Source organism: Aquibium carbonis, assembly GCF_003970795.1.
Lineage (GTDB): Bacteria > Pseudomonadota > Alphaproteobacteria > Rhizobiales > Rhizobiaceae > Aquibium > Aquibium carbonis.
This window is the reverse complement of the sequence record NZ_RWKW01000101.1, coordinates 1-26243: the sequence shown is the minus strand read 5'-3', so window position 1 is coordinate 26243 and position 26243 is coordinate 1. Positions and strand designations below refer to the sequence as shown.

The 26243-nt window shown below is 68.1% G+C and carries 23 protein-coding genes; 11 read left to right on the top strand and 12 right to left on the bottom strand.

The window, feature by feature from the left end:
* The coding region (locus tag EJC49_RS22190; protein ID WP_245453522.1) for a thiamine pyrophosphate-dependent enzyme at positions 1–611 on the top strand (611 nt) is incomplete at its 5' end.
* Positions 612–633: 22 nt separating this feature from the next.
* On the opposite strand, the gene EJC49_RS22185 is transcribed toward EJC49_RS22190, so the two are convergent.
* A complete protein-coding gene (locus EJC49_RS22185; RefSeq protein ID WP_126702118.1) occupies positions 634–939 on the bottom strand; it encodes a DUF982 domain-containing protein in 306 nt (101 codons plus the stop codon).
* Positions 940–1097: 158 nt separating this feature from the next.
* Positions 1098–1871 carry a DeoR/GlpR family DNA-binding transcription regulator gene (locus tag EJC49_RS22180; RefSeq protein WP_245453521.1) on the bottom strand — a complete coding sequence of 258 codons (774 nt, stop codon included), beginning with the start codon at positions 1869–1871 and terminating at the stop codon, positions 1098–1100.
* A 202-nt stretch (positions 1872–2073) separates the two neighbouring features.
* Between EJC49_RS22180 and EJC49_RS22175 the strand changes: the two genes are divergently transcribed.
* From EJC49_RS22175 to EJC49_RS22155, 5 genes are all read left to right on the top strand, one after another.
* Complete coding sequence (locus EJC49_RS22175) at positions 2074–3042, top strand: ABC transporter substrate-binding protein (RefSeq protein ID WP_126702117.1); 969 nt, start codon at positions 2074–2076, stop codon at positions 3040–3042.
* Positions 3043–3142: 100 nt separating this feature from the next.
* Positions 3143–4189, top strand: a complete 1047-nt coding sequence (locus EJC49_RS22170) for a quaternary amine ABC transporter ATP-binding protein (RefSeq protein ID WP_126702116.1) — start codon at positions 3143–3145, stop codon at positions 4187–4189.
* Between the two features lie 3 nt (positions 4190–4192).
* Positions 4193–6226 (top strand): ABC transporter permease, encoded by a 2034-nt coding sequence (locus EJC49_RS22165; RefSeq protein WP_126702115.1) that lies wholly within the window; start codon positions 4193–4195, stop codon positions 6224–6226.
* Positions 6223–7110, top strand: coding sequence for a choline/ethanolamine kinase family protein (locus EJC49_RS22160; protein ID WP_126702114.1), 888 nt, complete (start codon positions 6223–6225; stop codon positions 7108–7110). Before EJC49_RS22165 ends, EJC49_RS22160 begins: the two co-directional genes overlap by 4 nt.
* 1 nt (position 7111) lies before the next feature.
* Positions 7112–9553 (top strand): GcvT family protein, encoded by a 2442-nt coding sequence (locus EJC49_RS22155; RefSeq protein WP_126702113.1) that lies wholly within the window; start codon positions 7112–7114, stop codon positions 9551–9553.
* Positions 9554–9686: 133 nt separating this feature from the next.
* On the opposite strand, the gene EJC49_RS22150 is transcribed toward EJC49_RS22155, so the two are convergent.
* Complete coding sequence (locus EJC49_RS22150; protein WP_126702112.1) at positions 9687–10316, bottom strand: class I SAM-dependent DNA methyltransferase; 630 nt, start codon at positions 10314–10316, stop codon at positions 9687–9689.
* A 102-nt stretch (positions 10317–10418) separates the two neighbouring features.
* On the opposite strand from EJC49_RS22150, the gene EJC49_RS22145 reads away from it, so the two are divergent.
* Complete coding sequence (locus tag EJC49_RS22145; protein WP_126702111.1) at positions 10419–11339, top strand: choline/ethanolamine kinase family protein; 921 nt, start codon at positions 10419–10421, stop codon at positions 11337–11339.
* Here the strand turns inward: EJC49_RS22145 and EJC49_RS22140 are convergent.
* Positions 11336–12274, bottom strand: coding sequence for an AraC-like ligand-binding domain-containing protein (locus tag EJC49_RS22140; RefSeq protein WP_126702110.1), 939 nt, complete (start codon positions 12272–12274; stop codon positions 11336–11338). The genes EJC49_RS22145 and EJC49_RS22140 overlap by 4 nt on opposite strands.
* Positions 12275–12434: 160 nt before the next feature.
* Here EJC49_RS22140 and EJC49_RS22135 point away from each other — a divergent pair, with 160 nt between their 5' ends.
* On the top strand, positions 12435–13328 hold the full coding sequence (locus EJC49_RS22135) for an alpha/beta hydrolase (protein WP_126702109.1): 894 nt from the start codon (positions 12435–12437) through the stop codon (positions 13326–13328).
* A gap of 113 nt (positions 13329–13441) precedes the next feature.
* Here the strand turns inward: EJC49_RS22135 and EJC49_RS22130 are convergent, their stop codons facing one another.
* The 5 genes from EJC49_RS22130 to EJC49_RS22110 form a co-directional block, all read right to left on the bottom strand.
* On the bottom strand, positions 13442–15886 hold the full coding sequence (locus tag EJC49_RS22130; protein WP_126702108.1) for a GcvT family protein: 2445 nt from the start codon (positions 15884–15886) through the stop codon (positions 13442–13444).
* Between the two features lie 154 nt (positions 15887–16040).
* Complete coding sequence (locus EJC49_RS22125; protein ID WP_126702107.1) at positions 16041–17225, bottom strand: pyridoxal phosphate-dependent aminotransferase; 1185 nt, start codon at positions 17223–17225, stop codon at positions 16041–16043.
* Entirely contained in the window at positions 17218–18123 is a 906-nt protein-coding gene (locus tag EJC49_RS22120; protein ID WP_126702106.1) for a homocysteine S-methyltransferase family protein, read from the bottom strand. Before EJC49_RS22120 ends, EJC49_RS22125 begins: the two co-directional genes overlap by 8 nt.
* Before the next feature lie 4 nt (positions 18124–18127).
* Positions 18128–20581 (bottom strand): GcvT family protein, encoded by a 2454-nt coding sequence (locus EJC49_RS22115; protein ID WP_126702105.1) that lies wholly within the window; start codon positions 20579–20581, stop codon positions 18128–18130.
* Positions 20582–20605: 24 nt separating this feature from the next.
* On the bottom strand, positions 20606–21169 hold the full coding sequence (locus EJC49_RS22110; RefSeq protein WP_245453520.1) for a helix-turn-helix domain-containing protein: 564 nt from the start codon (positions 21167–21169) through the stop codon (positions 20606–20608).
* 186 nt (positions 21170–21355) lie between these two features.
* Between EJC49_RS22110 and EJC49_RS22105 the strand changes: the two genes are divergently transcribed.
* Positions 21356–22066, top strand: a complete 711-nt coding sequence (locus EJC49_RS22105) for a nitroreductase (RefSeq protein ID WP_126702104.1) — start codon at positions 21356–21358, stop codon at positions 22064–22066.
* A gap of 27 nt (positions 22067–22093) precedes the next feature.
* On the opposite strand, the gene EJC49_RS22100 is transcribed toward EJC49_RS22105, so the two are convergent.
* Positions 22094–22543 (bottom strand): MarR family winged helix-turn-helix transcriptional regulator, encoded by a 450-nt coding sequence (locus EJC49_RS22100; RefSeq protein WP_126702103.1) that lies wholly within the window; start codon positions 22541–22543, stop codon positions 22094–22096.
* A gap of 93 nt (positions 22544–22636) precedes the next feature.
* On the opposite strand from EJC49_RS22100, the gene EJC49_RS22095 reads away from it, so the two are divergent.
* Together EJC49_RS22095 and EJC49_RS22090 are read left to right on the top strand one after the other, a co-directional pair.
* Positions 22637–23722 carry a WD40/YVTN/BNR-like repeat-containing protein gene (locus EJC49_RS22095; RefSeq protein ID WP_126702102.1) on the top strand — a complete coding sequence of 362 codons (1086 nt, stop codon included), beginning with the start codon at positions 22637–22639 and terminating at the stop codon, positions 23720–23722.
* Between the two features lie 2 nt (positions 23723–23724).
* Complete coding sequence (locus tag EJC49_RS22090; RefSeq protein WP_126702101.1) at positions 23725–24051, top strand: MoaD/ThiS family protein; 327 nt, start codon at positions 23725–23727, stop codon at positions 24049–24051.
* 42 nt (positions 24052–24093) lie between these two features.
* Here the strand turns inward: EJC49_RS22090 and soxG are convergent, their stop codons facing one another.
* The gene (gene soxG, locus EJC49_RS22085; protein WP_126702100.1) at positions 24094–24681 is read right to left on the bottom strand and encodes a sarcosine oxidase subunit gamma family protein; all 588 of its coding nucleotides are present in this window, start codon (positions 24679–24681) and stop codon (positions 24094–24096) included.
* Positions 24674–26243: glycine cleavage T C-terminal barrel domain-containing protein (locus tag EJC49_RS22080; protein ID WP_280960060.1), on the bottom strand; the 1570-nt coding region annotated here is incomplete at its 5' end. The genes EJC49_RS22080 and soxG, both read right to left, overlap by 8 nt.

Sequence of the window (26243 nt, the reverse complement as noted above, 5' to 3'; positions counted from 1 at the left end):
CGGATCGCGCGGCGTCGGGCGAGGGCGCGGCGCGTGCCCGTGCCGCCCGGCAAGCGGCGTGGGAGGAGATCGGTCCGCGCTACCGCACCCATGTCGGCGCGCTGGAGGCGATCCGCGAGGCGGCTCCCGGCGCGCTAATCGTCGGTGATTCCACGCAGGCGGCCTATGCCGGCAATCTCTGGTTCGACCACGACCGTCCGGGCGGCTGGTTCAACGCCGCGACCGGCTTTGGCGCGTTGGGCTACGGCCCGCCGGCCGCGATCGGCGCGAGCCTCGGCCGGCCGGACATGTCCGTAATCTGCGTGGCTGGCGACGGCGGCATGCAGTTCGTTCTGGCCGACCTCGGCACGGCGATGGACGAGAAGGCCCGCGTCGTCTTCGTCGTCTGGAACAATCACGGTTTCCAGGAGATCGAGAGCGCCATGGTCGAGGCCGGCATCGTGCCTGTGGGCGTCAGGCCTTCGGCCCCCGACTTCATCAAGGTCGCCGAGGGCTACGGCATGCCGGCCGAGCGGATCACGCGGCTCGATGCGCTGGGCGCCGCAGTATCGAGGGCTCTTTCGCGCGGCGGCCCGGCACTGGTCGAGATCGTCGACGATCCGGCCCTGTGACGAGGGTTGGGCGAAGCCCTGCCTACGCACAAAGCCGGGCTGCGGACTCCGGACAGAGAATGCCCGTTGCGTCGTCATCGAGCAGGATGCCACGCCGGCGCGCATAGGCGGTGACGACGTCGAGCGCTTCGCCGGTCTCGATTTCCACCCCCTCTGCGCCGATGATCGCGTCACGGCAGGCCGCGCAGGTGGCCTCGTAGGCCTCGTCGCGAACGGCGGCCGGCTCGCTCTCCAGCCATTCCAGCGCCTTGCGGGCATTGCTGATGCGAATGGGAAATCCGAGACCGACGAGGACGGTGACGGGCCGGTGGGTCGTGCTGGCGAACATGGGGCGTTTCCTCGGAACGTGAAGCAGGCTTGGGCGCCCGACGACGAGCGCCGTGAGAAAAGCGCCACGAGGCGAAAGGTTCCCGCCTCGTTAACCAGCTTTCCGCGGCACGCGACGATGTTTCGCCGTCTCCTGCGGCCGGACCCTGCCGGCCTGCATCAATCCGCCGCGACCTCGAAGCGCCCGCCCGCCGCACCGAGCGCGTCGGCAATCGCCGCCGGCGGCGGACGATCAGCGACCAGAAGGTCGAAGTCGGCGAAGTCGCAGACCTTCACCAGCGCCGAACGGTCGAACTTCGTGTGGTCCGTGGCGAGGATGCGATTGTCGCCGCAGGACAGAACCGTGCGCGCGAACTCGGCCTCTTCCAGCAGGTAGTCCATCGGGCCCATCCGCGCGTCGATCGCCCCGATCGAGATGATCGCATGGCGTACCCGGAACCGCGCGGCGAAATCGATCGCGGTGCGTCCGAAGGCGGCGCCATTGTCGCCGTGCAGCTCGCCGCCGGCCATGAACACCTTGTTGCCGTTGACGGTGGCGAGCGTGCGCGCGACGTCGGAGGAGTTGGTGACGATGGTGAGTTCGCGCCGCGCCGCCAGTTCACGGGCGAGGATGCTCGTGGTGGTGCCGGTGTCCATCATGATGGAATCGCCGTCGGCGATCAGCCGCGCCACGTGACGGGCGATGCGGCGCTTTTCGGCGGCGTTCTCGCGCATGCGCCGGTCGAAGGGCGCCTCCCGTCCATGGTCGGGCACGTGGACGGTGCCGTGCTTCTTCACCAGATGACCGTCATCGACGAGGGCGCGAATGTCGCGCCGCACGGTCTCGAGCGAAACGCCGAGGGCGGCGGCGAGTGCCGAGATGCTGGCCGCGCCGTCGCGCCGCGCGGCGGCGAGGATCTCGGCCTGTCGGGGGGAAAAGCTCGCTTGGATCACGGACACCTCATCTGCGAGGCAATCTGTGCCGCTTTCTCAGGCAAATCAACTCCAAAGCCACGCAAAACCACATCATCGCGGGAGAAGGCCACAAAACCCGGTTGACATCTCACGCAACGGCAATCCAAACTTCGGTCCAGCGGCATCGACCCGACCGACGAAGAAGCGGGACCTGCCATGTCATCACAGAGGGACGCGACCGATGCACATCCGGACAATCTCCAGACTGGGACGTTTCACCGCCCTGACCGCCGCGGCTCTGTCGCTTGGCCTTGGCATTGCGCAGGCGCAGCCGGAATCCAACGACCCCATCAAGCTCACCTTGCATGACTGGACCGGCCAGCTCATCACCACCAACCTGATGGCCGAGGTGCTGAAGAAGGCCGGCTACAACGTCGAACTCGTCCAGGCCGACTATCTCGCCCAGTTCGCGGGGCTGGAGACCGGGGACCTGCATGTGGCCATGGAGATGTGGGAAACCACCGGCCGCGAGGCGATGGATGCCGCGACCGCCACCGGTAAGGTCGAGAACATGGGGCCGACCGGCATGAAGGCCAAGGAAGAGTGGTGGTACCCGCTCTACATGAAGGACAAGTGCCCCGGCCTTCCGAACTGGGAGGCGCTCAAGAGCGACGCCTGCGCGGAAGCCTTCTCGACGGCCGAGACGGCGCCCAAGGGCCGCTATCTCGGCGGCCCCGTCACCTGGGGCGGCTTCGACGACGAGCGGGTCGAGGCGCTGGACCTGCCCTTCGAGGTCATCCATGCGGGGACCGACGCGGCCCTCTTCGCCGAACTCGAGAGCGCCTACCAGCGTCAGGCGCCGATCCTGTTGTGGGTGTATGCGCCGCACTGGGCGCCCGCCAAGTACGAGGGCGAGTGGGTCGAGTTCCCCGAATACACGGCCGAATGCTACACCGATCCGGCCTGGGGCTCCAATCCCGACATGGCCTATGACTGCGGCAAGCCCTTCGGCGAGATCTGGAAGGTCGGCTGGGCCGGCGTGAAGGACAAGTGGCCGGGCGCCTACGAGGCGATCAAGGCCTTCACCATCGACAATGACGAGATGGGCGCCATGATCACCGAGGTCGATCTCGACGGAAAGAGCGTCGAAGCGGTCGTCGCCGACTGGATGGGCGCAAACGAGGCCCGCTGGTCGGAGTGGATCAAGTAGCGGCCGACGACGTCGCATCCATGGCAGTCGCCCGGACATAGGGCGGCTGCTCGAGCGCAAGCGGGCGCGGGCGCCCGCGCCATTCCTGTTCACGGACACCATGCCTGACACCGAGGCGCCTGAAGCAGCGGCCAAACTGGTCTGCCGGTCGGTCTGGAAATTCTTCGGTCCCGACGCCGAGCGGCTGGGCAAGGCCGCCGATGCCGGCACGCTGAGGTCCGACCAGCTGGCCGGAGCGACCGCGGTCGCCGCCGTACGCGACGTCTCGCTGTCGATCCGTGAAGGCGAATGCTTCGTCATCATGGGCCTGTCGGGGTCGGGCAAGTCGACACTCGTGCGCTGCATGTCGCGGCTGGTCGAGCCGAGCGCGGGCGAAATCCTGTTCGACGGCGAAAACCTTCTGGCGGCCAGCGACCGGCGGATGATCGAGATCCGCCGCCGGCACATGGGCATGGTGTTCCAGAATTTCGCGCTGCTGCCGCATCTCACCGTGCTCGGTAACGTCGCCTTTCCGCTCGAAGTGCAAGGCGTCGCCCGCGCCAGACGCGAGGCGAGGGCCATGGAGATGATCGGCCTCGTCGGCCTGTCCGGCCGCGAGCACTTCTTCCCGCGCGAACTTTCTGGCGGCCAGCAGCAGCGCGTCGGCATCGCCCGCTCGCTCGCCGTCGAGCCGGACCTCTGGTTCCTCGACGAGCCGTTCTCGGCGCTCGACCCGTTGATCCGCCGCGAGATGCAGGACGAGTTCATGCGGCTGCAATCGGTCTTGAAGAAGACGATCGTCTTCATCACCCATGATTTCGACGAGGCGATCCGGCTCGGCGACCGCATCGCCATCATGAAGGACGGCGCAGTGGTTCAGGTCGGCACGCCCGAGGAGATCGTGCTCGCGCCGGCAACCGATTACGTCTCCGAGTTCACGCGCAACGTCACCCGGGCCAAGGTCGTGAAGGTGGCGGCCTTGTCGTCGCCGGCGGACGGCACGACCGGCGGGGACACCGTTGGCGAAGTGTCGGATCGCGCCACCATCGCCGAGGCCGCGCCGCTCTTCGGCCAGGCCGGCACGCGCCTTCTCGTCAAGGACAGGGACGGGTCGATCGTCGGCGTGCTCGAGCGCGAACGCGTCTCCGCCATGATGATGCAGGGCTGAGCCATGGCGGCATTGGGCCCAGCGCAGACTGCTCGCACCGGCTGGCCGGGGGCGCCGTCGTTGGGGCTGCTCGTCTGGTGCGTCGCGCTCGTCGTCTTCGCACTGTTGTGGGCCTACGCCGGCACGCTGGCGCCCTGGGCGCAGGAATGGCCGCGCGCCTGGACCCCGCGTGTCGCGGCCACCATCAGCACCTTCATGCGCTGGCTGGTCGACGAGGCCAGTTTCGGCCTGTTCACCTTCATCGAGTTCACGCGCTTCCTGTCGGCGATGGTCGAGGCGCCGTACCGCTTCGTGCTGTCCATCCTGTCGACCGGCTTTCTGTCGGGGCAGGGATCGCAGGCGGTGCAGATCGCCCCGCCGGTGTCGTGGGCGGGCGTCATCGGCGTCTTCGTCATCGCCGCCCACGCGGCGGGCGGGCGCAAGCTCGCTCTTCTGGCCGTCGTCTGCCTCGGCTTCATCCTCCTCTTCGGCCAGTGGGCCAGCGCCATGGTCACGCTCGCCTCCATCGTGGTGGCGGTACCGATCGGCGCCGTCGGCGGCCTGCTGCTCGGAATCGCGGCGGTTCGCTGGCGCGGTTTCGAGCGGGCGATCTCGCCGGTGCTCGACCTGATGCAGACGATCCCCATCTTCGCCTACCTGGTGCCGATCCTGTTCCTGTTCGGCTTTGGCCCGGTGGCGGCGATCCTGGCCACCATCATCTACGCCATGCCGCCGATGACCCGCATCGCGATCGTGGCGCTGCGCGGGGTCGCGCCCGAGATTCGGGATCTCGGCCGCATGACCGGCTGCACGCGGCGCCAGATGACCTGGCGCGTCATGGTGCCGGCGGCGATGCCCGGCCTGATGGTCGGCGTCAACCAGGTCATCATGCTGTCGCTCAACATGGTCATCATCGCCTCGATGATCGGCGCCGGCGGTCTCGGCTTCGACGTGCTCTCGGCGCTGCGCCGGCTCGATTTCGGCGCGGGGCTCGAGGCGGGCGTGGCGATCGTGGCGCTCGCCGTCCTGCTCGACCGCACCTCGCAGGCCTTTGCCCGGCGCACCGTCCAGCGCGCCCATGCCGACGGCGCGGGCATCCTAGCGCGGCACCCGCATCTCGCCGCCGGAACGGCGGTGCTGGTCGCGAGCTTCCTTGCCGGCCTGGTGGCGCCGCCGCTGGCCCGCTGGCCGCAGGCCTGGGAACTGTCGACCGGCACGTTCTGGTCGGAGCTGGTGCGCTGGATCAACGTCAACTTCTTCGACGAACTGGAGGCGGTGAAGAACGCGCTCCTCCTCAACGTGCTCATCCCCTTTAAGCGCTTCCTGCTTGGCCTGCCATGGCTCGGCGTCGCGTTGCTCGGGGGCGTCGCGGGGTGGGCGCTCTCGGGATTTCGTCTCGCCGCGCTGGTGGTCGTGCTTTCGACGCTGATCGCTGTCTCCGGCCTGTGGGACCAGGCGATGACCACGATCTATCTCTGCGGCATCTCCGTCGTCTTCGCGCTGATGATCGGCGTGCCGATCGGCGTCTGGTCGGCAGACCGGCCGGCCGTCTGGCGCGTCGTGCAGGGCGTCATCGACACGCTGCAGACGCTGCCGTCCTTCGTCTACCTGATGCCGGTGGTGATGCTGTTTCGGGTCGGCGACTTCACCGCCATGATCGCCATCGTCGCCTATGCGCTGGCGCCCGCCATCCGCTACACCGCTCACGGGCTGCAGCAGGTCGACCCGCGGCTGATCGAGGCAGGCCGCGCCGCCGGTTGCACGCCGTTCCAGCTGCTCGTCAAGATCAGGCTGAAGCTGGCGCTGCCGGAGATCATGCTGGGCGTCAACCAGACCATCATGCTGGCGTTGTCGATGCTCGTCATCACCGCGCTGGTCGGCACACGCGACCTTGGCCAGGAGGTCTACATCGCGCTGACCAAGGCCGACACCGGGCGCGGTATCGTCGCCGGTCTCGCGGTCGCCTTCATCGCCATCATCGCCGACCGGCTGATCTCGGCGGGCGCCGCCCGTGCGCGGGCAAGGCTCGGCCTGTCGGCCGAGGGAGGGGGCCGATGAACGACGATCTCGCCCGCATCCGCGCCCTGCCGATCTGGAGCGGCCCGGTCGAACCTGTGCCGCTGCATGGCGGTCTGTCGAACCAGAGCTACACGGTCGATGATGCGGGGCAGACATACGTCGTGCGGCTTGGCCGCGACTACGTCTTTCATCACGTGATCCGCGAGCGCGAGCTCATGACGGCGCGCGCCGCCCATGCCGGCGGCTTCGCACCCGAGATCGTCCATGCCGAGCCCGGCGTGACGGTGTCGCGCTTCATCGACGGAAAGCCCTTCTCCGAGGCCGACATGCGGGCGAAGATCGGCGACGTGGCGGCCATCGTCCGCCGCTTCCACGACGAGATGCCGTGCCACGTGTCGGGGCCTGGCTTCATCTTCTGGCCGTTCCACGTCATCCGCGACTATGCGCTGACGCTTTCGGCCGGCCGCAGCGCGTTCACGGGCGACTTGCCCGGATGGCTGGCGCTTGCTGAAGGGCTGGAAGCCGCGCAGATCCCGCTGCCGATCGTCTTTGGCCACCACGACTTCCTGCCGGCCAACATCATCGACGACGGCGACCGCCTCTGGCTGATCGATTTCGAATATGCGGGCTTCGGCACGGCCATGTTCGACCTTGCCGGCATCGCCTCCAATGCCGGGTTCTCGGCCGAGGAATCCGAAGCGCTGCTCGGCCAGTATTTCGGCCGGCCGCCATCATCCGACATCAGGCGCGCCCATGCGGCCATGCAATGCGCCTCGCTGCTGCGCGAGGCGATGTGGGGCATGGTCTCGGCCCTCCATCTCGACAACCCCGGCATCGACTACGACGCCTATGCCCGGATGAACCTGGAGCGGCTCGACGCTGCCCTCGACGCCTACAGAACCCAGTTCGGAAAAGAGACCTGACATGGCGCTTCCCAGCCACGCGGAAATCGTCGTCATCGGCGGCGGCATCATCGGATGCTCGACCGCCTATCACCTGGCGCGCGACCACAAGGCCGACGTGCTTTTGATCGAACAGGGCAAGCTCACCTCCGGCTCCACCTGGCACGCCGCCGGGCTCGTCGGGCAGCTGCGCTCCTCGGCCTCGATCACGCAGCTCCTGAAATATTCGGTCGACCTCTACAAGCAGCTCAGCACGGAGACCGGTCTCGAGACCGGCTGGAAGATGACCGGCTGCCTGCGGCTCGCCACCAATGCAGACCGCTGGACCGAGTTCAAGCGGCTGGCCACCACCGCGCAGAGCTTCGGCATGGACATGCATCTCGTCTCGCCCGAGGAGGTGAAACGCATGTGGCCGCTGATGGATGTCTCCGACCTCGTCGGCGCCAGCTGGCTGCCGACCGACGGCCAGGCGAGCCCGTCCGACATCGCCCAGTCGCTGGCCAAGGGCGCGCGCATGCATGGCGCGAAAATCGTCGAGGGGGTGCGGGTCACCGGCTTCGACACCGATGACGGCCGCATCACCGCCGTCCACACCACCGACGGTGTCGTGGTCTGCGACAAGGTGGTCAATTGCGGCGGCCAGTGGGCGCGCCAGATCGGCGCCATGGCCGGCATCGAGGTGCCCTTGCAGCCGGTCAAGCACCAGTACGTCATCACCGAGCGGATCGAGGGCCTGTCCTCCGACGCGCCGACCATCCGCGATCCCGACCGGCGGACCTATTTCAAGGAGGAGGTCGGCGGCCTCGTGATGGGCGGCTACGAGCCCAACCCGCAGGCCTGGACGCTGGGCGACGTGCCCGACGATTTCCAGTTCCAGCTCTTCCCCGACGACTGGGACCATTTCGAGCAGCACATGGAGCAGGCCGTCGCCCGTATCCCGGCGCTGGCCGAGACCGGCGTCAAGCAGATGATCAACGGTCCGGAGAGTTTTACGCCCGACGGCAACTTCATCCTCGGCCGCGCGCCCGAATGCTCCAACATGTATGTCGGCGCCGGCTTCAACGCCTTCGGCATCGCGTCCGGCGGCGGGGCGGGCTGGGCGCTGGCGGCCTGGGTGGTGCGAAACGAGGCGCCGCTCGACCTGTGGGTCGTCGACATCAACCGCTTCTCCGACCTCCACCGTGACCGGCAATGGGTGTGCGACCGCACGCTGGAGGCCTATGGCAAGCACTACACCGTGGCCTTCCCGCACGAGGAGCACGAGAGCGGCAGGCCGCGGCTGGTCTCGCCGCTCTACGACAAGCTGAAGGCGCGCCGCGCCGTCTTCGGCTCCAAGCTCGGCTGGGAGCGACCGAACTGGTTCGCGCCCGATGGCATGGAGCCGACGGACGTCTATTCCATGGGCCGGCAGAACTGGTTCGGCGCGGTCGGCGAGGAGCACCGGCTGGTGCGCGAGAAGGTCGGCATCTTCGACCAGTCCTCCTTCGCCAAGTTCGAGCTGAAGGGCCGCGATGCGGCGGCCGCGCTGGAGACGATCTGCGCCAACCGCGTCGCGCGCGAGCCCGGCCGGCTGACCTACACCCAGATGCTGAACTCGCGCGGCGGCATCGAATGCGACCTGACGGTCGCGCGGCTGTCCGACGACCTGTTCTACATCGTCACCGGCACCGGCTTCCGCACCCATGATGGCGGATGGATCCGCGACCACCTGCCGACGGGCGGCGAAGCCGCGCTGGTCGACGTGACGGAGGAATTCGGCACGCTGTCGCTGATGGGGCCGCGCGCCCGCGACGTGCTCGAAAAAGTCACCGACGCCGACGTCTCCAACGCGGCTTTCCCCTTCGGCCACGTGCGGGTGATCGACATCGCCGGCCAGCCGGTGCGGGCGCTGCGCGTCACCTATGTCGGCGAACTTGGCTGGGAACTGCACGCGCCGCTCGCCGGCCTCGGCGCCGTGTTCGAGACGCTGATGGAAGCTGGCGAGCCTTTCGGCATCGCGCCGGTCGGCTACCGCGCGCTGGAGTCGCTCAGGCTCGAGAAGGGATACCGCGCCTGGGGCTCCGACATCACGCCCAACGACACGCCCTTCGAGGCCGGCCTCGGCTGGGCGGTGAAGCTGAAATCCAACGCCGATTTCGTCGGCCGCGAGGCGGTGGCGAAGATCGCCGCCGCGCCTTTGAAGAAGCGGCTGATGACCTTCACCGTTGACGATCCCTTAGTGGTGCTGCTCGGCCGCGAGACCATCCTGCGCGACGGCGAATTCGCCGGCTACCTGTCGAGCGGGGGCTATGGCTACACGATCGGCAAGCCGATCGGCCTCGGCTACGTCCGCCGCTCGCAGGGTGTCACTGACGACTGGCTGGAGGCGGGAACATACGAACTGGTCGTTGCCAAGGAGCGCGTGAAGGCGTCGCTGCACATGGGGCCGCTGTATGATCCGGAGGGGGCGCGGGTGAAAAGCTGAGCCCGGGGAAAATACGCGGACAGTTTACTTAATTCGAAGTCTGTGTATCGTTGTTTCAAGAGGAAGCGGTGTCCGAATTAAGTAAACTGTCCCCGTATTTTTTTCACGTATCTGACGCCAACATTTCAGATTCTCACATCACCTTCAGCACCAGCCCGCGGCTGGGGATCGTGCCGGCTTCCCCGGGCATCGACACATAGGGCGCCGTCTCCTCGGCGACCGAAACCTTGCCCGCCGCCACGAAGCCGGCGACGTGCGCGGCGAAGTCGTCCCACAGCGTGTCCTTGACCGTGATGACGATGACGCCGCCCGGCCGGCAGATGCGCACCAGTTCGTCGAGGCCGTCGGGTCCGACATGGCCGGTGGTGAAGACGCCGGCCGAGACGATCCCGGCGAAATGCCCGTCTTCGAAGGGCAGGGGGCCGCCGAGCGCCAGCCGGTGCAGCCTCGCATAGACGGCCTTGCGCGCCGCCACCTTGAGCATGCCTTCGGAGAGGTCCAGCGCCTCGACATGGGGATAGCCGACGATGCCCAGCCATTCGCCCACCAGCCCGGTGCCGGCACCGGCGTCGAGCAGCGGTTCGGCCCCGCGCGGCAGGTGCCGCGTCAGCAGCGACAGGCAGATCGCCGGGTGGCGATAGCCGTTCGCCGCCATCTCCTTGTCGTAGCTGTCGGCCCAGCCATCGTAGAGGGCGGCGACCTCTTCGGGCCGTTTGGCCGAATAGACCGCTCCCAGCGCGCCGCCGTGCTTCGTACCTGCCATTCCGCGTCCAATGCCTCGTTTTCCGTGTCCTGGCACCCTAGCCGAATAAGCAAATCTGTGGAACCGTAGGAGCGTAGAGCGGGACAGAAAGCGGAGAAAAGCGTGGCGGATCAAACGGCGGCCGAGCTCGCGGAAGCGCGAAACACACTGGTGGCGATCCCGGCCTATGCAGGTATCGACGCGCCCTTGCAGCGTCTCGGCGGCCTGACCAACCGGGTCTACCAGGCCGGCGATCTTTGCCTGCGCATCCCCGGCAAGGGCACCGAGGAATACATCGACCGCAAGAACGAGAAGGTGGCGGCCGGCGAGGCGGCGCGTGCTGGCGTCAGCCCCGACGTGCTCTTCTTCGACGACGCAACCGGCGTGATGGTGACGCGCTACCTCGACGGCGCCGCGACCATGTCGCCGGAGGCCTTTCGGTCCCGGCAAGGCGCGCCGGCCCGCGCGGGCGAAGCCTTCAGGCGGCTGCACGACTCGGGCGCGGCATTTCCCTTTCGCTTCGAGCTGTTTGCGATGATCGACGGCTACCTGAAGATCCTGGCCACGAAGGATGTGACGCTGCCCGACGGCTATCACGACGTCTTGCGGGAGGCAGGCGCGGTGCGCGCCGCGCTCGCCGCCCATCCGCTGCCGCTGGCGCCCTGCCACTGCGACCCGCTGTGCGAGAACTTTCTCGACGCCGGCGATCGCATGTGGATCGTCGACTGGGAATATTCCGGCATGAACGATCCGATGTGGGATCTGGGCGACCTCTCCGTCGAGGCCGGCTTCGATGCCGCGCAGGAGGAGGAGATGATCCGGGCCTATTTCGGCGGTGAGCCGACGATCGCCGAGCGCGGCCGCATGGTCATCTACAAGGCCATGTGCGACCTGCTCTGGACCCTCTGGGGCCTGATCCAGCATGCTAACGCCAATCCGGCCGACGATTTCTGGGCCTATTCCGTCAACCGCTTCGAGCGCTGCAAGGCGCTGATGGGCACACCCGATTTTTCCCGCCACGTGGCGGCGGTGGCGCGGGGCTAGCCCCGGCGGCGTGCCGCGCGCCAGCGGCTGGGCGACAGTCCGTACGCGGCCGAAAAGGCGCGGCTGGCATGCGCCGCGTCACCAAATCCCCAGGCGAACGCGATCTGCGTGATCGTGCTGTCCGCCAGCCTGGGATCGGCGAGGTCGCGGCGCATCGCCGCCAGCCGGCGGGCCCGCACATGCGCGGAGACCGTTCCGCCGGTGGTCGAAAACAACATGTGCAGGTACCGCACCGAAATGCCGAAGCGCGCCGCGAGGCGCGATGGCGTCAGGTCGGGGTCCTCGAGGTTGGCCTCGATGTGCCCGAGGATCCGCGCCAGCAGGTCGCCGCCCGTCGCCGGTTCCGGACGGGGCTCCACGAGCCGACCGAGGAGGTCGACGAGGATGTCGGCCGCCAACGGTGCGTGTCCGGCCGGAATGTCGCCGACAATCGTCGTCAGCGCAGCGAGATGGCCGGCGGCAAGCGCGCCGAGGCCATTGCGGCTTTCCAGGCGCAGCGCGCCCCGCGCCGCCGTCGCGGCACGACCGAACCGTTCACGCGGGATGAGCAGCGTCACCTTGTGGAGCGGCTGGGTGACCTCGAAGCGGATCGGTCTTGCGCCGTCCCACAACAGCATGTCGCCGGGACCGAGACGCGTCGACAACTCATCCTGGCGGACGCTTTCTTCGCCCGAGAGAACGAGCAGCATGCCGACATGATCGCCCTGCGTGCGGCGGATGTCGGCTTGGTCGCGATGGCCCGACAAGGGCGCGCTGCGGCATTCGATCAGCGAGCATCCGCCGAGGTCGTGCCATGTCAGCGAACAGTCGTGGCCGGCGCGGTCCGGCAGGTCGAGCGACCACGGCAGATGCACCGAACTCAGCATCGCCCGGGTGCCCTCGGCGCGCAGCGACGGCGGCAGAACGCCGGACGTCCAGTGATTGCCCGCTTGCATGTCTCCTCCTGCGGCGCCGTCTGCAAGTCACGTCGCCCGAGCCGGACCTTATCGCAGCAGCTCTTCCCTGTCGAACAAGCCGCTTCCCTCCGCGGCAAGCATCGACGCCCCCCTTCGGCGAGGATGCGGGCCGCTTCAACGCATCCGGGAGGAAAAAGGCATGCGGCACGACATCGAGTTCAACACCGAGGACGGCGTGATCCTGCGCGGCTGGTTCTACCGCGCGAAGGGCGTGGAGGGTCCCGCGCCGACGGTGATCATGGCCCATGGGTTCACCGCCACGCGCGAGATCTTCCTTGGCTCCTTCGCGGAGGTGTTTTCGGCGGCGGGGATGAACGTCATCGTCTATGACCACCGCAATTTCGGTGTCTCCGACGGCACCCCGCGCCAGCATGTGGACCCGTGGGCGCAGATCAACGGCTACCGCGATGCCATCACCTACGCGCAGACCCTTCCGGAGGTCGATGCCGGACGGATCGGGATCTGGGGCTCGAGCTATTCGGGCGGCCACGTTCTGGTGGTCGCCGCGCTCGACCGGCGCGTGAAATGCGTCGTCTCGCAGGTGCCGCTGACCTGGGGCTTTGAATCCGCCCGCCGGTTGATCCGCGGCGACCACTGGGCCGGTCTGCGCGCCGCCTTCGATGGCGACCGCGCCGCCCGTGCCCGCGGCGAGCCCGGCGCGATGATGCCGGTGACGGCGCCCGAGGGCCAGCCCTGTGCGTTGCCGACGGCCGACACCTACGACTTCTTCACCCGCTTCGCCGCAGAGAACGAGACCAGTTGGAGGAACGAGGTCACGCTGCATTCGATCGAGATGTTCACCGAGTACGAGCCGGCGACCTACATCGCCCGCATCGCGCCGACGCCGCTGATGGTGGTCGTCGCCTCGGGCGATCATCTGACGCCCTTCGACATGACCGCGCGGGCCTATGCTCAGGCGCTGGAGCCGAAGCGGCTGGTCGTGCTGCCGGGCGGACACTTCGAAGCCTATACGGGCGAACCCTTCGCGATTTCCGCGCCGGCACAGCGCGACTGGTTCTCGACGCATCTCTAGGCCGGCGCGTTCTGCGCTGGCAATTTTTTCCCCAACGGAGACTGGCGAATCTGCCGCGGTGTCCAGTCTCCCGCCTGGCGGAGAGACCAGAGGCTTCGGCGGCGTTCTCCCTTCTACATCCGCACCCGCGCGGCTGTCGGGTCGTACATCGGCTTCAGCGAGGCGTGGGCGGGGTGGCGCACGCCGGCGATCTCGATCTCGTAGGTGGCGGCGAGCACGTCGGCCTCGCTCTCGCCCTCGCAGGGCACGTAGCCGAGGCCGATCGCGGCGCCGAGATGGTGGCCGTAATTGCCCGACGTGATGGTGCCGACGATGGCGCCGTCGCGCACGATCGCCTCGTTGTGAAACAGCAGCGGCTCGGGATCGGCGATCCGGAACTGGACGAGACGGCGGTCGAGCCCGGCCTCGCGCTTCTTCAGCACCGCGTCGCGGCCGATGAAGTCGCCCTTCGTCGTCTTGACCGCAAAACCGAGGCCTGCCTCCAGCACGTGGTCCTCGTCGGTGATGTCGTGGCCGAAATGTCGAAACGCCTTTTCGATGCGGCAGGAATCGAGCGTGTGCAACCCGCAGAGCTTCAGCCCGACGTCGGCTCCGGCCTCCTCCAGCGCCTCGAAGACGTGGGCGGTCTGATCGGTCGGCACGTAGAGTTCCCAGCCGAGCTCGCCGACATAGGTAACGCGGTGGGCGCGGGCGAGCCCCATGCCGACCTCGATCTCCTGCCAGCTGCCGAAGGGGTTGCTGGCGTTGGAAAAATCGTTCGGGCTGACTTTCTGCATCAGGTCGCGCGATTTCGGACCCATGACGCACAGCACCGCCTCGGCCGCCGTCACGTCGGTGATCACGCAGAAGGCGTCGCCGACATGCCGGCGCAGCCAGGCGAGGTCGCGCTGCAAGGTGGCGCCCGGCACGACAGCCAGGAAGGCGGTCTCCGACAGCCGCGAGACGGTCAGGTCGCTCTCGATGCCGCCGCGGGCGTTCAGCATCTGCGTGTAGACGATGCGGCCGACGGGCACGTCGACGTCGTTGGCGCACAGGCGCTGCAGGACCGCCAGTGCGTCGCGGCCCTCGACGCGGATCTTGCCGAACGAGGTCATGTCGAACAGGCCGACGCCCTCGCGCACGGCCATATGCTCGTCGCGCTGGTTGTCGAACCAGTTCTGGCGCTTCCAGGAATAGCGGTACTCGCGCTCCTGGCCTTCGCGGGCGAACCAGTTGGCGCGCTCCCAGCCGGCGACCTCGCCGAAGACGGCGCCGCGCGCCTTCAGGTGCTCATGCAGCGGGGAGCGGCGCACGCCGCGCGCCGACGCCATCTGGCGGAAGGGGAAGTGGTCGGCATAGAGCAGGCCGAGCGTCTCGGTGACGCGTTCCTTGAGGTAGCGCCGGTTCTTCTGGAACGGCTGGGCGCGGCGGATGTCCACCTCCCACAGGTCGAAGGGCGGCTCGCCGTCATGGATCCACTGCGCCAGCGCCATGCCGGCGCCGCCCGACGAGACGATGCCGATCGAGTTGTAGCCGGCCGCCACCCAGTAGCCGGAAACTTCGGGCGCCTCGCCGAGATAGTAGCGGTCGTCGGGGGTAAAGCTCTCGGGACCGTTGAAGAAGGTGTGGATGCCGGCCGTCTCAAGCATCGGCATGCGGTTGACGCCCATTTCGAGGATCGGCGCGAAATGGTCCATGTCCTCGGGCAGCTGGTCGAAGCAGAAGCTCTCGGCGATACCGTCCATGCCCCAGGGTTTCGCCACCGGCTCGAAGGCGCCGAGCATCATCTTGCCGGCGTCCTCCTTGTAGTAGGCGCATTCGTCGGGCACGCGCAGCACCGGCAGGCGGGTCAGGCCGGGGATCGGCTCGGTGATCAGGTAGAAATGCTCGCAGGCGTGCAGCGGCACCGCCACGCCGTTCTGCGAGGCGAGTTCGCGCGCCCACATGCCGGCGCAGTTGACGACGATATCGGCCTCGATCGTGCCCCGTTCGCCGTCCTTTTCCCACGACACGCCGGTGACGCGGCGGCCGGCCTCGTGAACGGCGGTAACCTTGACGCCCTCTGCGATGGTCGCGCCGCGCATCCGCGCGCCCCTGGCCAGCGCCATGGCGATGTTGGCCGGGTCGCACTGGCCGTCGAGCGGCAGGTGCACGGCCGCCATCACGTCGGAGACGTTGAGGTGCGGGTACATGGCCTTGACCTCGGCGGGCGAAATCTCGCGCACGTCGACATCGAAGGCGCGCGCCAGCGACGCTTGCCGGTAGATCTCTTCCCTGCGCTCCTCGGTCAGCGCCACGGTGATCGAGCCGACCTGGCGCATGCCGGTGGCGACGCCGGTCTCTTCCTCCAGCCGTGCGTAGAGGTCGGCGGAGTACTTCGCCAGCCGCGTCATGTTGCGCGAGGCGCGCAACTGCCCGACCAGCCCGGCGGCATGCCAGGTGGTGCCGCAGGTGAGCTGCTTGCGTTCGAGCAGCACGATGTCGGTCCAGCCGAGCTTCGCCAGGTGGTAGGCGACGGAGCATCCGGACACGCCGCCGCCGATGATCACGGCGCGGGCCTTGGCGGGGAGGGTGGTCATGGGCGTCCTGCTCTTTCGTTCGTCGTCATCCTCGGGCTTGTCCCGAGGATCTGCCCTTGCAGGTGATCGCGCGTTCGGATGCGCAGGCCGCGGATCCTCGGGACAAGCCCGAGGATGACGACGCACCGAGGAGTGGCAGCGTCCCGGCCGGCAATCACGCCACCGCCCTCCTGTGCCCGAGCACGAACCGTTTCAGCCGCTCGGCGGCTTCGGCCAGCACCGGCTCGGGCTGGCACAGGCTGATGCGGATGTGGCCGCGCGCCGCCTCGCCGAAGCTCGACCCGGGCATGACCGCCACCTTCTCCTCCTCGAGGAAGGCCCAGGCAAAGGCCTCGCAATCCGGCTCGATGGCCGAGATGTCGAGCATGACGTACATGCCGCCCTCCGAACCGCGCACGCGGATGCCGTTCATGCCGCGGACATGATCGAGGAAGGCCTCGCGGCGCCGGTGATAGAGCGCGGCGATTTCGGCCACGCCCCAGTCGTTCTCCAACGCCTCGATCGCCGCCCGGCTGGCGAAGTCGTTGAGGCCGTAGGTGGAGACGAGGTTGAGGTTGACCAGCAATACGATCATGTCGGCCGGGCCGGTGAGCCAGCCGATGCGCCAGCCGGTCATGCCGTGGCTCTTCGACATCGAGTTGACGACCAGCGTGCGCTCGGCCATCCCAGGCAGCGCGCGCGGCGACAGGTGGCCGCCATCGGCCGGCAGCGACCAGTAGACCTCGTCGGAGATCAGCCAGAGATCGTGCCGGCGGCAGATGTCGGCGATGCCCTCCAGCGTCTGGCGCGAATAGACCGCGCCGGTGGGGTTGTTGGGCGTGTTGATCAGGATCGCCTTCGTGTTGTCGCGCATCGCCGCTTCGATGTCGGCGGCGAGCGGCTGGAAACCGTTTTCAGCCTTCGCCTCGACGATGGTGAACGCGGCGCCGGCGGCTCGGAACGTGCCGGGATAGGTGGCGTAGTAGGGCGCCACCACGATCGCATGGTCGCCGGGATCGAGCGTGCCCTGCACCGCCGCATAGAGCGCGAGCTGGCCGCCGGGCGTGGCGATCACTTCGGCGGCCGACGTCTCCACGCCGGTGCAGCGGGTCGAGACCTTCGCCATGGCCACCCGGAGCGCGGGCAGGCCGGGCAACTGCGTGTAGTGGTGGAACCCGGCGTCGAGAGCGGCCTTGCAGGCCTCGACGGTTTCCTTCGGCGTGTCGAAGTCGTGGTCGCCGACCGACAGCATCATGATGTCCTCGCCGGCCTGCTTGCGGGTCATCGCCGTGAAGTGAACCTCCCAGCCGTCCTTGCCGGACGGGGTTATGCCGCCGATGCGGGCGGAATGCTCAGGCATGGAATCCTCCGAAGTCGTATCCGGCCTCCACCAGCCGGTCGCGCAGCCGCGCGATGTGTTCGGGGCCGACCTCGCAGCAGCCGCCGACGATGGTCGCCCCACGCTTCACCCAGCCCATGGCAAAGCTGGCGTAGGAGTCGGGGCCAAGATCCTCGCGGGCCGACAGCACGTCGACCGTGCCGCCATGCTTCAGGGCCTCGACCGCGGTGAAGCCGTTGGCATAGGCGCCGACGGTGCCGCCCAGCGCGGCGAGGTCGCCAAAGGCGGCGTCGACCGTCTCGGGGCGCGAGCAGTTCACGAGGCGCGCCGCGATCGGCAGGTGCGCGACGGCGGCGGCCGCCTGCGCGATCGTCTCGCCGCTCCTCAGGCCCGGTGCGCCGTCGTCGGTCAGCGTCCACGAGATCCAGACCGGCTTGCCGCTTTCGGCCGCTGCGGTGGCGGCGGCGAGCCCTTCCTGCGCCGACGCCATCGTCTCGCACAGGAACAGGTCGACGCGGCCGGCCTCCTCGGCGACGATGCGGCGATAGAGGTCGACGCTCTCCTCGAAGGGGATCGTCAGCTTCGGCGCATAGGAGCCAAACAGCGGCGGCAGGCATCCGGCGATGGCGCAATCCGTCCCGACGGCATCACGCGCCTGCTCGGCCAGGTCGAGGCCGGCCTGCTGCAAGGGCTCGAACATCTCGCCCACGCCCTCGCGCGCCAGGCGCTCGGGCGTCGCGGCATAGGTGTTGACGGTGATGACGCGGGCGCCGGCGCGGATGAAATCGGCATGCAGGTCGCGCACGAGATCGGGCTCGTCCATCAGCACCTTGGCCGACCAGAGCGGCGTTGGCGTGGCGCCGGAGCGCCGCAGCAGTTCCTGGCCCATGCCGCCGTCGGTGAGGATCACGTTCGCCATGCGGTCAGCCCTTCAGTCTCGCGTTCTCCGGGTCCCACAGCGGCCGGTCCTCCTGCACGGTGGCGGCAAACCTCTCGCCGAAGATCTCGACCTCGACCGTCGTTCCCGGCACCGCCAGGTCGGCGCGCAGCATGCCGAGCGCGATCGACTTGTCCACCCGGTGCCCCCATCCTCCTGACAGGGTCTCGCCGACGATCGTCCCGTCATGCCAGATCGTCGACATGTACGGCGCGTCGCAGTCGCCGGGCCGGTCGATCACAAGCAAGGCGAAACGCTTGGTCACGCCTTGCTGCTTCTGCGACAGCAGCGCCGCCTTGCCGGTGAAATCGGCCTTGTCCCATTTGACGAAACGCTCCAGCCCGCCCTGCAGGATGGTGTAGTCGGTGGACAGCTCCTGCTTCCAGGCGCGGTAGCCCTTTTCGAGTCGCAGCGAATCGAGTGCGAACATGCCGAAGGGTTTCAGCCCGTGGCTCTGCCCGGCCGCCCAGACCGCGTCGAACACGGCGGCGGTGTCCTCCACCTTGGTGTGAATCTCCCAGCCGAGTTCGCCGGCGAACGAGACCCGAACGAGCTGCAGCCATCGTCCGGCGATCTGGCAGGACTGGTGCGTAAGCCACGGCTTGCCGAGATCCGCGTCGGAAACGGCCGCCAGGATGGCGCGCGCGTTCGGCCCGGTCAGGATCTGGCAGGCGAAGGCGTCGGTGACGTCCGTGAGTCCGATCTCAGTGCCTTGCGGCAGCTTCTTCGCCAGCCACTCGAAGTCGTGGCTCTGCGCGACGGCCGCGGTGACCAGCATGAAGGAGTCTTCGGCGAGCGTCATCACCGACATCTCGGTGACGATGCGGCCCTTCTCGTCGGCGAAATAGGCAAGCCCGATGCGGCCGGGCTTCGGCACCGCGCCGGTGATCTGGGTCGCCAGCCAGTCGCCGGCGCCCGGGCCCTGCAGCCGGAAGCGCGAGAAGCCGGGAAGATCGAGAATGCCGGCGGCGTCGCGCACGGCCAGGCACTCCTCGCGGATGCGCCGCTGCCAGGGTCCGTCGCGGCGGAAGGTCTGCGTCGCCTCCTCCGACGTGTCGTCGCCGGGCTGCGCATACCAGTTCGCCCGCTCCCAGCCATTGTAGGCGCCGAACTGCGCGCCGAGCGCGGCGATCCTGTCATGGATCGGCGACAGTTTTCGCCCGCGCCCCGCCGGCCAGGCATGACGCGGGAAGTGGATGGCGTATTCGTGGCCATAGACCTCCATGCCCTTGGCGACCGCATAGTCCGGGGCCGAGGCGAAGGCCGTGAAGCGGCGCGGGTCGCAGGACCACATGTCCCATTCGGTCGCGCCCTCGGTGATCCACTCTGCCAGCACCTTTCCGGCGCCGCCCGCCTGGGCGATGCCGAAGGTGAAGACGCAGGCCTCGAAGGCGTTGGGCACGCCCGGCATCGGCCCGATCAGCGGGTTGCCGTCGGGCGCATAGGGGATCGGCCCGTTGATGACCTTCGACAGGCCGGCGGTGCCGAGGATCGGTACGCGCGCGACGGCGTCGTTGAGATACCATTCCAGCCGGTCGAGATCGTCGGGGAAGAGCTGGAAGGAGAAGTCGTCGGGCATCGGGTCGTCGGCGGTCGCCCAGTGGGCGCGGCAGTTGCGCTCGTAGGGGCCGAGATTCATGCCGCTCTTTTCCTGGCGCAGATAATAGGAAGTGTCGACGTCGCGCAGCAGCGGCAGCTTGTGGCCGACCTCCTTCGTCCAGGCGGCCAGTTCGGGGATCTCGTCGAAGAGGATGTACTGGTGGCTCATCACCATCATCGGGATGTCGCGCCCGAACATCCGCCCCACCTCGGCTGCGCGGTATCCGGCGGCGTTGACGACATATTCGCAGCGGATGTCGCCCTGTGTGGTCGCGATCACCCACTCGTCCTTGTCACGGCTTGCCCCGGTGACAGGACAGAATCGGACGATTTTCGCACCCAGGTCGCGGGCGCCCTTGGCCAGCGCCTGCGTCAGCTGAGCCGGGTCGATGTCGCCGTCGGCCGGATCGAAGAGCGCGCCCTCCAGGTCGTGCGTCTCGATGAAGGGGTAATGCTGGCGGATCTCGTCCGGTCCGATGACGTCGAGCGCCATGCCCTGGTAGCGGCCCATCCCCCTGGCGCGCTGGAACTCGCGCATGCGCTCGCGCCCATGCGCCAGCCGGATCGAGCCGGTGACGTGGTAGTTCATCGGATAGTCGACGGCCTGCGCCAGTCCGCGATAGAGCTCGGTCGAATAGCGCTGCATGTTCATCAGCGACCAGGAGGACGAGAAGGTCGGCACGTTGCCGGCCGCGTGCCAGGTCGAGCCGGAGGTGAGCTCGTTCTTTTCCAGGAGGACGCAATCCGTCCAGCCGGCTTTGGCGAGATGGTAGAGCGCCGAAACGCCGATGGCGCCGCCGCCGATGATGACCACGCGGGCATGGGAAGGAAGGTCAGGCATGCGGTTCTCCCGAAGTGGACGCCATCAATAGACCGGTGGCGAAATGACCCAGACGACGACCGCCGGCTCCTGGCCGGGGTTGCGCCAGCGGAACGGCTTTTCCCTGAAGCGGAAGCTGTCGCCCGCCGCCAGCCGGTGCCACGTCCCGTCGATCTCTATGTCGAAGCGGCCCGCGACGATGTAGCCGGCCTCCTCGGTCGGCCGCAAGGACGGCGCCTCCAGGCGGGCGCCCGGCGCAAACTCGGAGCGGACGAGCTCGAAGCTGCCGCCGAGATCCGGCGACAGCAGTTCCTCCACCAGTCCCGTTTCGCTCGACCCGAGCGACCGGCGGCGGCCGGCGCGCACGATGACGCCCTTTTCGGCCTCGGTGGGGGCGTCGTGGCCGAAGAACAGGCCGAGCGGCACGCCGAAGGCCTGCGCGAAGCGGCGCAGATCTTCCACCGACGGGCGCGACAGGCCGCGCTCGACCTGGCTCAGCCAGCCGACCGACCGGTTCAGCCGTTGGCCCAGATCGGCGAGCGTCATGCGCCGCGACTTGCGCAATGCGCGCAGGTTTCCGGCCAGCAAGACGTCTCCCACCTGCGTCACGCCCGATCGCCTCGTGAAAAAATCCAGTCGAATTTCATCAATACGCTTGTCATGAAAAGTTCAAGCAGAATTTCAGGCGATGTGTTACGAGCCCGACGAAACCGGCACCTGCACCGGCGGATCGGTCGATTGGACCAATTGCAACCGATATGCCAGAGATGGTGCAAACGACGAGGGGACCTCGGCATGCTCGCTCCAGACAAACAGATAGACGTGATCGACGAGGCGGAGATCGTGGATGCTGCGATCACCTCGCGTCGCTCGGTGCGGGCATTCCTTCCAGACCCGGTGGACGACGAGACCATCCGCGACATCCTTCGGGTCGCCAGCCGCGCGCCGTCGGGCACCAACATGCAGCCCTGGAAGGTCTGGGTGACCACCGGCGAAACCAAGCAGAAGATCACCGACGCGATCCTGAACTCGGGCATCCGCGCCGAAAAGGCGAAGTGGGACGAGTACAAGTACTATCCCGACCAGTTCTTCGAGCCCTATTACGCGCGTCGTCGCGCCGTCGGCTTCGCGCTCTACGGGGCGCTGGGCATCGGCAAGCGCGACGTCGACCAGATGCGCGCCCAGCACGACCGCAACTTCGTCTTCTTCGATGCGCCCGTCGGCATGATCTTCACCATTGACCGCCGCCTGAACCACGGCTCGTGGATCGACCACGGCATGTTCCTCCAGTCGATCATGATCGCGGCGCGGGGCAGGGGCCTGCACACCTGCCCGCAGGCGGCGTTCGCGCCCTATCACAATCAGATCCGCCCGGTGCTCGGCATCCCCGACGAGGAGATCGTGGTCTGCGGCATGGCGCTCGGCTACGAGGACACCTCGAAACCGGAAAACAGCCTGCGCACCGAGCGCGTGCCGCTGGAGGAGTTCGTCACCTTCGTGAAGTGACGCTTCGTTGCCGGGGGCTTCCCTGGCTTACGAAATCGCCAGCAGCGCCGCGCGCAGGCCGTCCGCGTCGTCGAGCCCATGCTCCAGAGCGGCATGGGTGTCGCGCCAGATCGGCAGCGCTCGCGCGAGCGTCTCGCGGCCGGCATCCGTCAGTGTCAGCAGCTTGCCGCGGCGGTCTTCGGGGTCGGTGCGAACCTGAAGCAGGCCGCGCCGTTCCAGCGTCTTCAGCGCCGCCGTCAGCGTCGTGCGGTCCATGGCGAGCAGGGCCGCCACCTCCCGCATGCGCGCCGGCATGGGCCGGTTGAGCGACATCAGCATCGAGAACTGCCCATTGGTCAGCCCGACGGGGCGAAAGGCCTCGTCGAACAACCTCGCCAGCGATCGCGCCGCGCGCTGCACGTGAAGGCAAAGGCAGGCGTTCTTGACCTGCAAGGTGACATCGAACCCGACGGTTTCGTTTTTCAAGGGCTTTGACATGAACCTATAATGTTGATATCAACGTAAATGTCCAGCGTTTCCTATCGGGGCGGCGGAAGTGGCTGGTCGTTCGTGGGAGAGGAGACCGTCCCGTTGGCAAAGCGCATACTCATCCTGATCGGCACCAAGAAGGGCCTGTTCGTCGCCGAGAGCGACGGAGATCGAAAGGCCTTCCGGCTGCGTGGTCCCTACTGCAACACCTGGCCGATCCACCACGCCATTCTCGACCCGTCCTCCGGAGCCATCCATGCCGCCGGCGGCAACGAGTGGTTCGGCCCGGCGGTCTGGACCTCGCACGACCTCGGCGCCACCTGGACGCATTCGAGCGAGGGGCTGGCCTATGCCGAGGGCGAGGAGCCCGTATCGGCGGTCTGGAGCCTGGCGCCCGGGTCCGACGGCGCGCTCTACGCGGGCGTCCAGCCGGCTGGCCTGTTTCGCAGCACCGACGGGGCCAGGACCTGGACCCATGTGAGGGGTCTGCGCGACCATCCCACCCGGCCGGACTGGAACCCCGGCGGGGCCGGGCTGATCCTGCATTCGCTGGTGCCGCATCCGACCGATCCGAACCGCCTCTGGGTCGGCATCTCGTCGGCCGGGGTATTCGGCACCGACGATGGCGGCCAGACCTGGGAACCGCGCAACAAGGGCACGCGCGCCGATTTTTTCCCGGAAGACCAGCGCTATCCCGAACTCGGCCAGTGCGTCCATTGCATGGTGCTGGCGCCGGGCACCGACCAGCTTCTCTACCAGCAGAACCATTGCGGCATGTATCGCTCGGAGGATGGCGGCCGGTCCTGGACCAGCATGGAGAACGGCCTGCCGTCGAGCTTCGGCTTCCCGGCCGCCGTCCATCCGCGTGATCCGCGCACCGTCTATCTGGTGCCGCTCAACGGTGATTCCGCTGGCCGCTTCATGCCGGACGCGAAGACGGCCGTCTGGCGCACCCGCGACGGCGGCACGAGCTGGCAGGCGATGCGCGAGGGCCTGCCGCAGGAAAACGCCTATTTCGGCGTGCTGCGCCAGGCGATGGCGGTGGACGCGATGGAACCGGCCGGCGTCTACTTCGGCACCGGCAGCGGCGAGGTCTATGCCAGCGCCGACGAAGGCGACAGCTGGACCCAGATCGTGGCGCATCTGCCGACGATCTCGTCGGTCGAAACCCACGTGCTGGACGCCTGAAAATGGCCAGGCACGACGACCACTCGGGCGCGGCCGGCCATGCCTCGGCGGTTCGCGCCGCCCTGCCGGTGACGGTAAAGCTTCCGGCCGTGCTGTGCGACCTGTTCCCGGGCTCGCGGCGCGAAGTGTCGATGGTGGTCGCCACGGTGGCCGAGATGATCGACGAGCTCGACCGGCTCTGGCCCGGCATGGGCGACCGCATCCGCGACACGCGGCCGGCGATCCGCAAGCACATGAACGTCTTCGTCGACGGCAGCCGCGCGAGTCTGAAGACCCCGCTCGCCCCCGGCGACGAGGTCTATGTGCTCACTGCCATCAGCGGCGGGTAATCGCTGAGCATTCCAGCGGCGGGCGGGCGAAAGGCTCGCCCGTCACAGCACCTCGCAGCCGACCTCCTCAGCCGAATGGAGGAGGAGGGTCCAGAACGAGCGCGCGAAAGAGCGGAAGACGTAAAGGTCGAATCGGTCCGGCCCGGTGCGCTGGATCGCGGCGAGGATGTCGTGGTGCTGCGTGGCGCGGCCGGCCCCGAGCGGGAAGGCAGCGAGCGAGAAATCGATCGCGAAGAGCTTCGAAAGCACCCATTCGGCCTTGGGGCCGGCGATGCGAATGGCGGTGCGACCATGCGACAGGTCGGTCACGGCGCCATCCTTGATCCAGACGGCCGCCTTCAGCCGCTCGGCCAGGCCCTCGACCTGATCGACGACGAGGAAGCGGCCCGGCGCGATGCCGAAGGCAGCCTTCGTGCCGGTGGACATGCCGCCGCCGGCGCCATCGGGCAGGGCAAGCCCGGTGGCAACCTTGATGGCCGTCATCACCGCCTTCTCGCTGCCGGGAAAGGCGGCGGCCTGGACGATGGAACCGGGCCGTGTTTCCGACAGGACGACGCCCGGCGCGCCAGCGACGTTGCCGTGACGGCCGGGCTTCCAGGCAAATCCGAGCGGCGAGACCTGTTCAACCATGCATCCGGCTCCCGTCGGGATCGAAGAAATGGTGGCTGACGATCTCCACCGGCCCGAAACGCCCGCGCAGCGGATCCGAGACGAAGGCCCGCGTGCCATGCCGCGCCTTGCCGCCCTTGACCAGCGCCAGCGCGACGTACTGGCCGAGCGCCGGCGAGAAGCAGACCGACGTGACGTGGCCGATCGACCCGCTCAGCGTGCGGTCGCCGTGCTCGACGATATGCGCGCCGCCATTGAGCGCCCGCCCGTCGAGCGAGACAAGACCGACGAGCCGGATCCGGTCCTCGGCGATGAGCGCCTCGCGGTCCATCATCGCCGAACCGACGAAGGGCTTCTTCTTCGACAGCATCCAGTCGAGATGCAGGTCGCGCGCGGTGGTGCGGCCGTCGATCTCGGCGCCGGTGACGTGGCCCTTTTCGATGCGCAGCGTGCCCATGGCTTCCAAACCGTAGGGAACGATGCCGAAGGGCTTTCCGGCGTCCATCAGCGCGTCCCAGACCTGGCGACCGTGCCCGGCCCCGCAATAGACCTCGTAGGCCAGTTCGCCCGAGAACGAGAGCCGGCAGATCATCACCGGCACGCCGTCGATGGCGCCATGGACGATGCCCATGAAAGGCAGGGCGGCGTCATCGACGGGCGTCCCCGCCACGCAGGCGGCGAGCACCGCGCGTGATCGCGGACCCGACAGCGCGGCACCGGCCCACTCGTCGGTGACCGAGGTCAGGATCACCTTGAGCTCCGGCCAGACCAGGTCGAGCAGGTATTCGAGATGCTGCATGACGCGGCCGGCATTGGCCGTCGTCGTGGTCATCAGGAACTCGGTCTCGGCCAGCCTCCAGGTGGTGCCGTCGTCGAAGGCGAAGCCGTCCTCGCGCAGCATCAGCCCATAGCGGGCCTTGCCGACAGGCAGCGTCGAGAAGACGTTGGTGTAGACCCGGTCGAGGAAGGCGGCGGCGTCGGGCCCTTGCACCATGATCTTGCCGAGCGTGGAGACGTCGACGATGCCGACGGTGTCGCGCACGGCCTTCGCCTCGCGCACATAGGCCTGCTCGATCGTCTCGCCGGGATGGCCGTAGATCATCGGCCGGTGCCAGAGGCCTGCGGCATACATCGTCGCGCCCTGTTCGACATGCCAGTCGTGCAGCGGCGTCAGCCGGTCGGGCTTCAGCTCGCCGAAGCGCTCGGCCGCCAGCGCGCCGATCGAAACCGGGGCGAAGGGCGGGCGGAAGCGCGTGGTGCCGACCTCGTCGACCGCCAGGCCGCGCGCCTCGGCCATGATGGCGAGGCCCGCGACGTTGGAGGTCTTGCCCTGGTCGGTGGCCATGCCGAGCGTCGTGTAGCGCTTCAGGTGCTCGACCGAGACGAAGCCCTCGCGGTGGGCGAGCCGCACGTCCTCGGCGGTGACGTCGTGCTGGAAGTCGACGAAGGCCTTCGAGCCGCGGCCGTCCGGCGCGCGGATCTCGAAGACCGGCGCAGGCGCCGCGTCGAGCGCGGGCGCGTCGGAGACCGGCAGGTCGACCGCATCGGCCTCCCCGCCGTCGTCCGCCTCTGCGCCCGAGCCG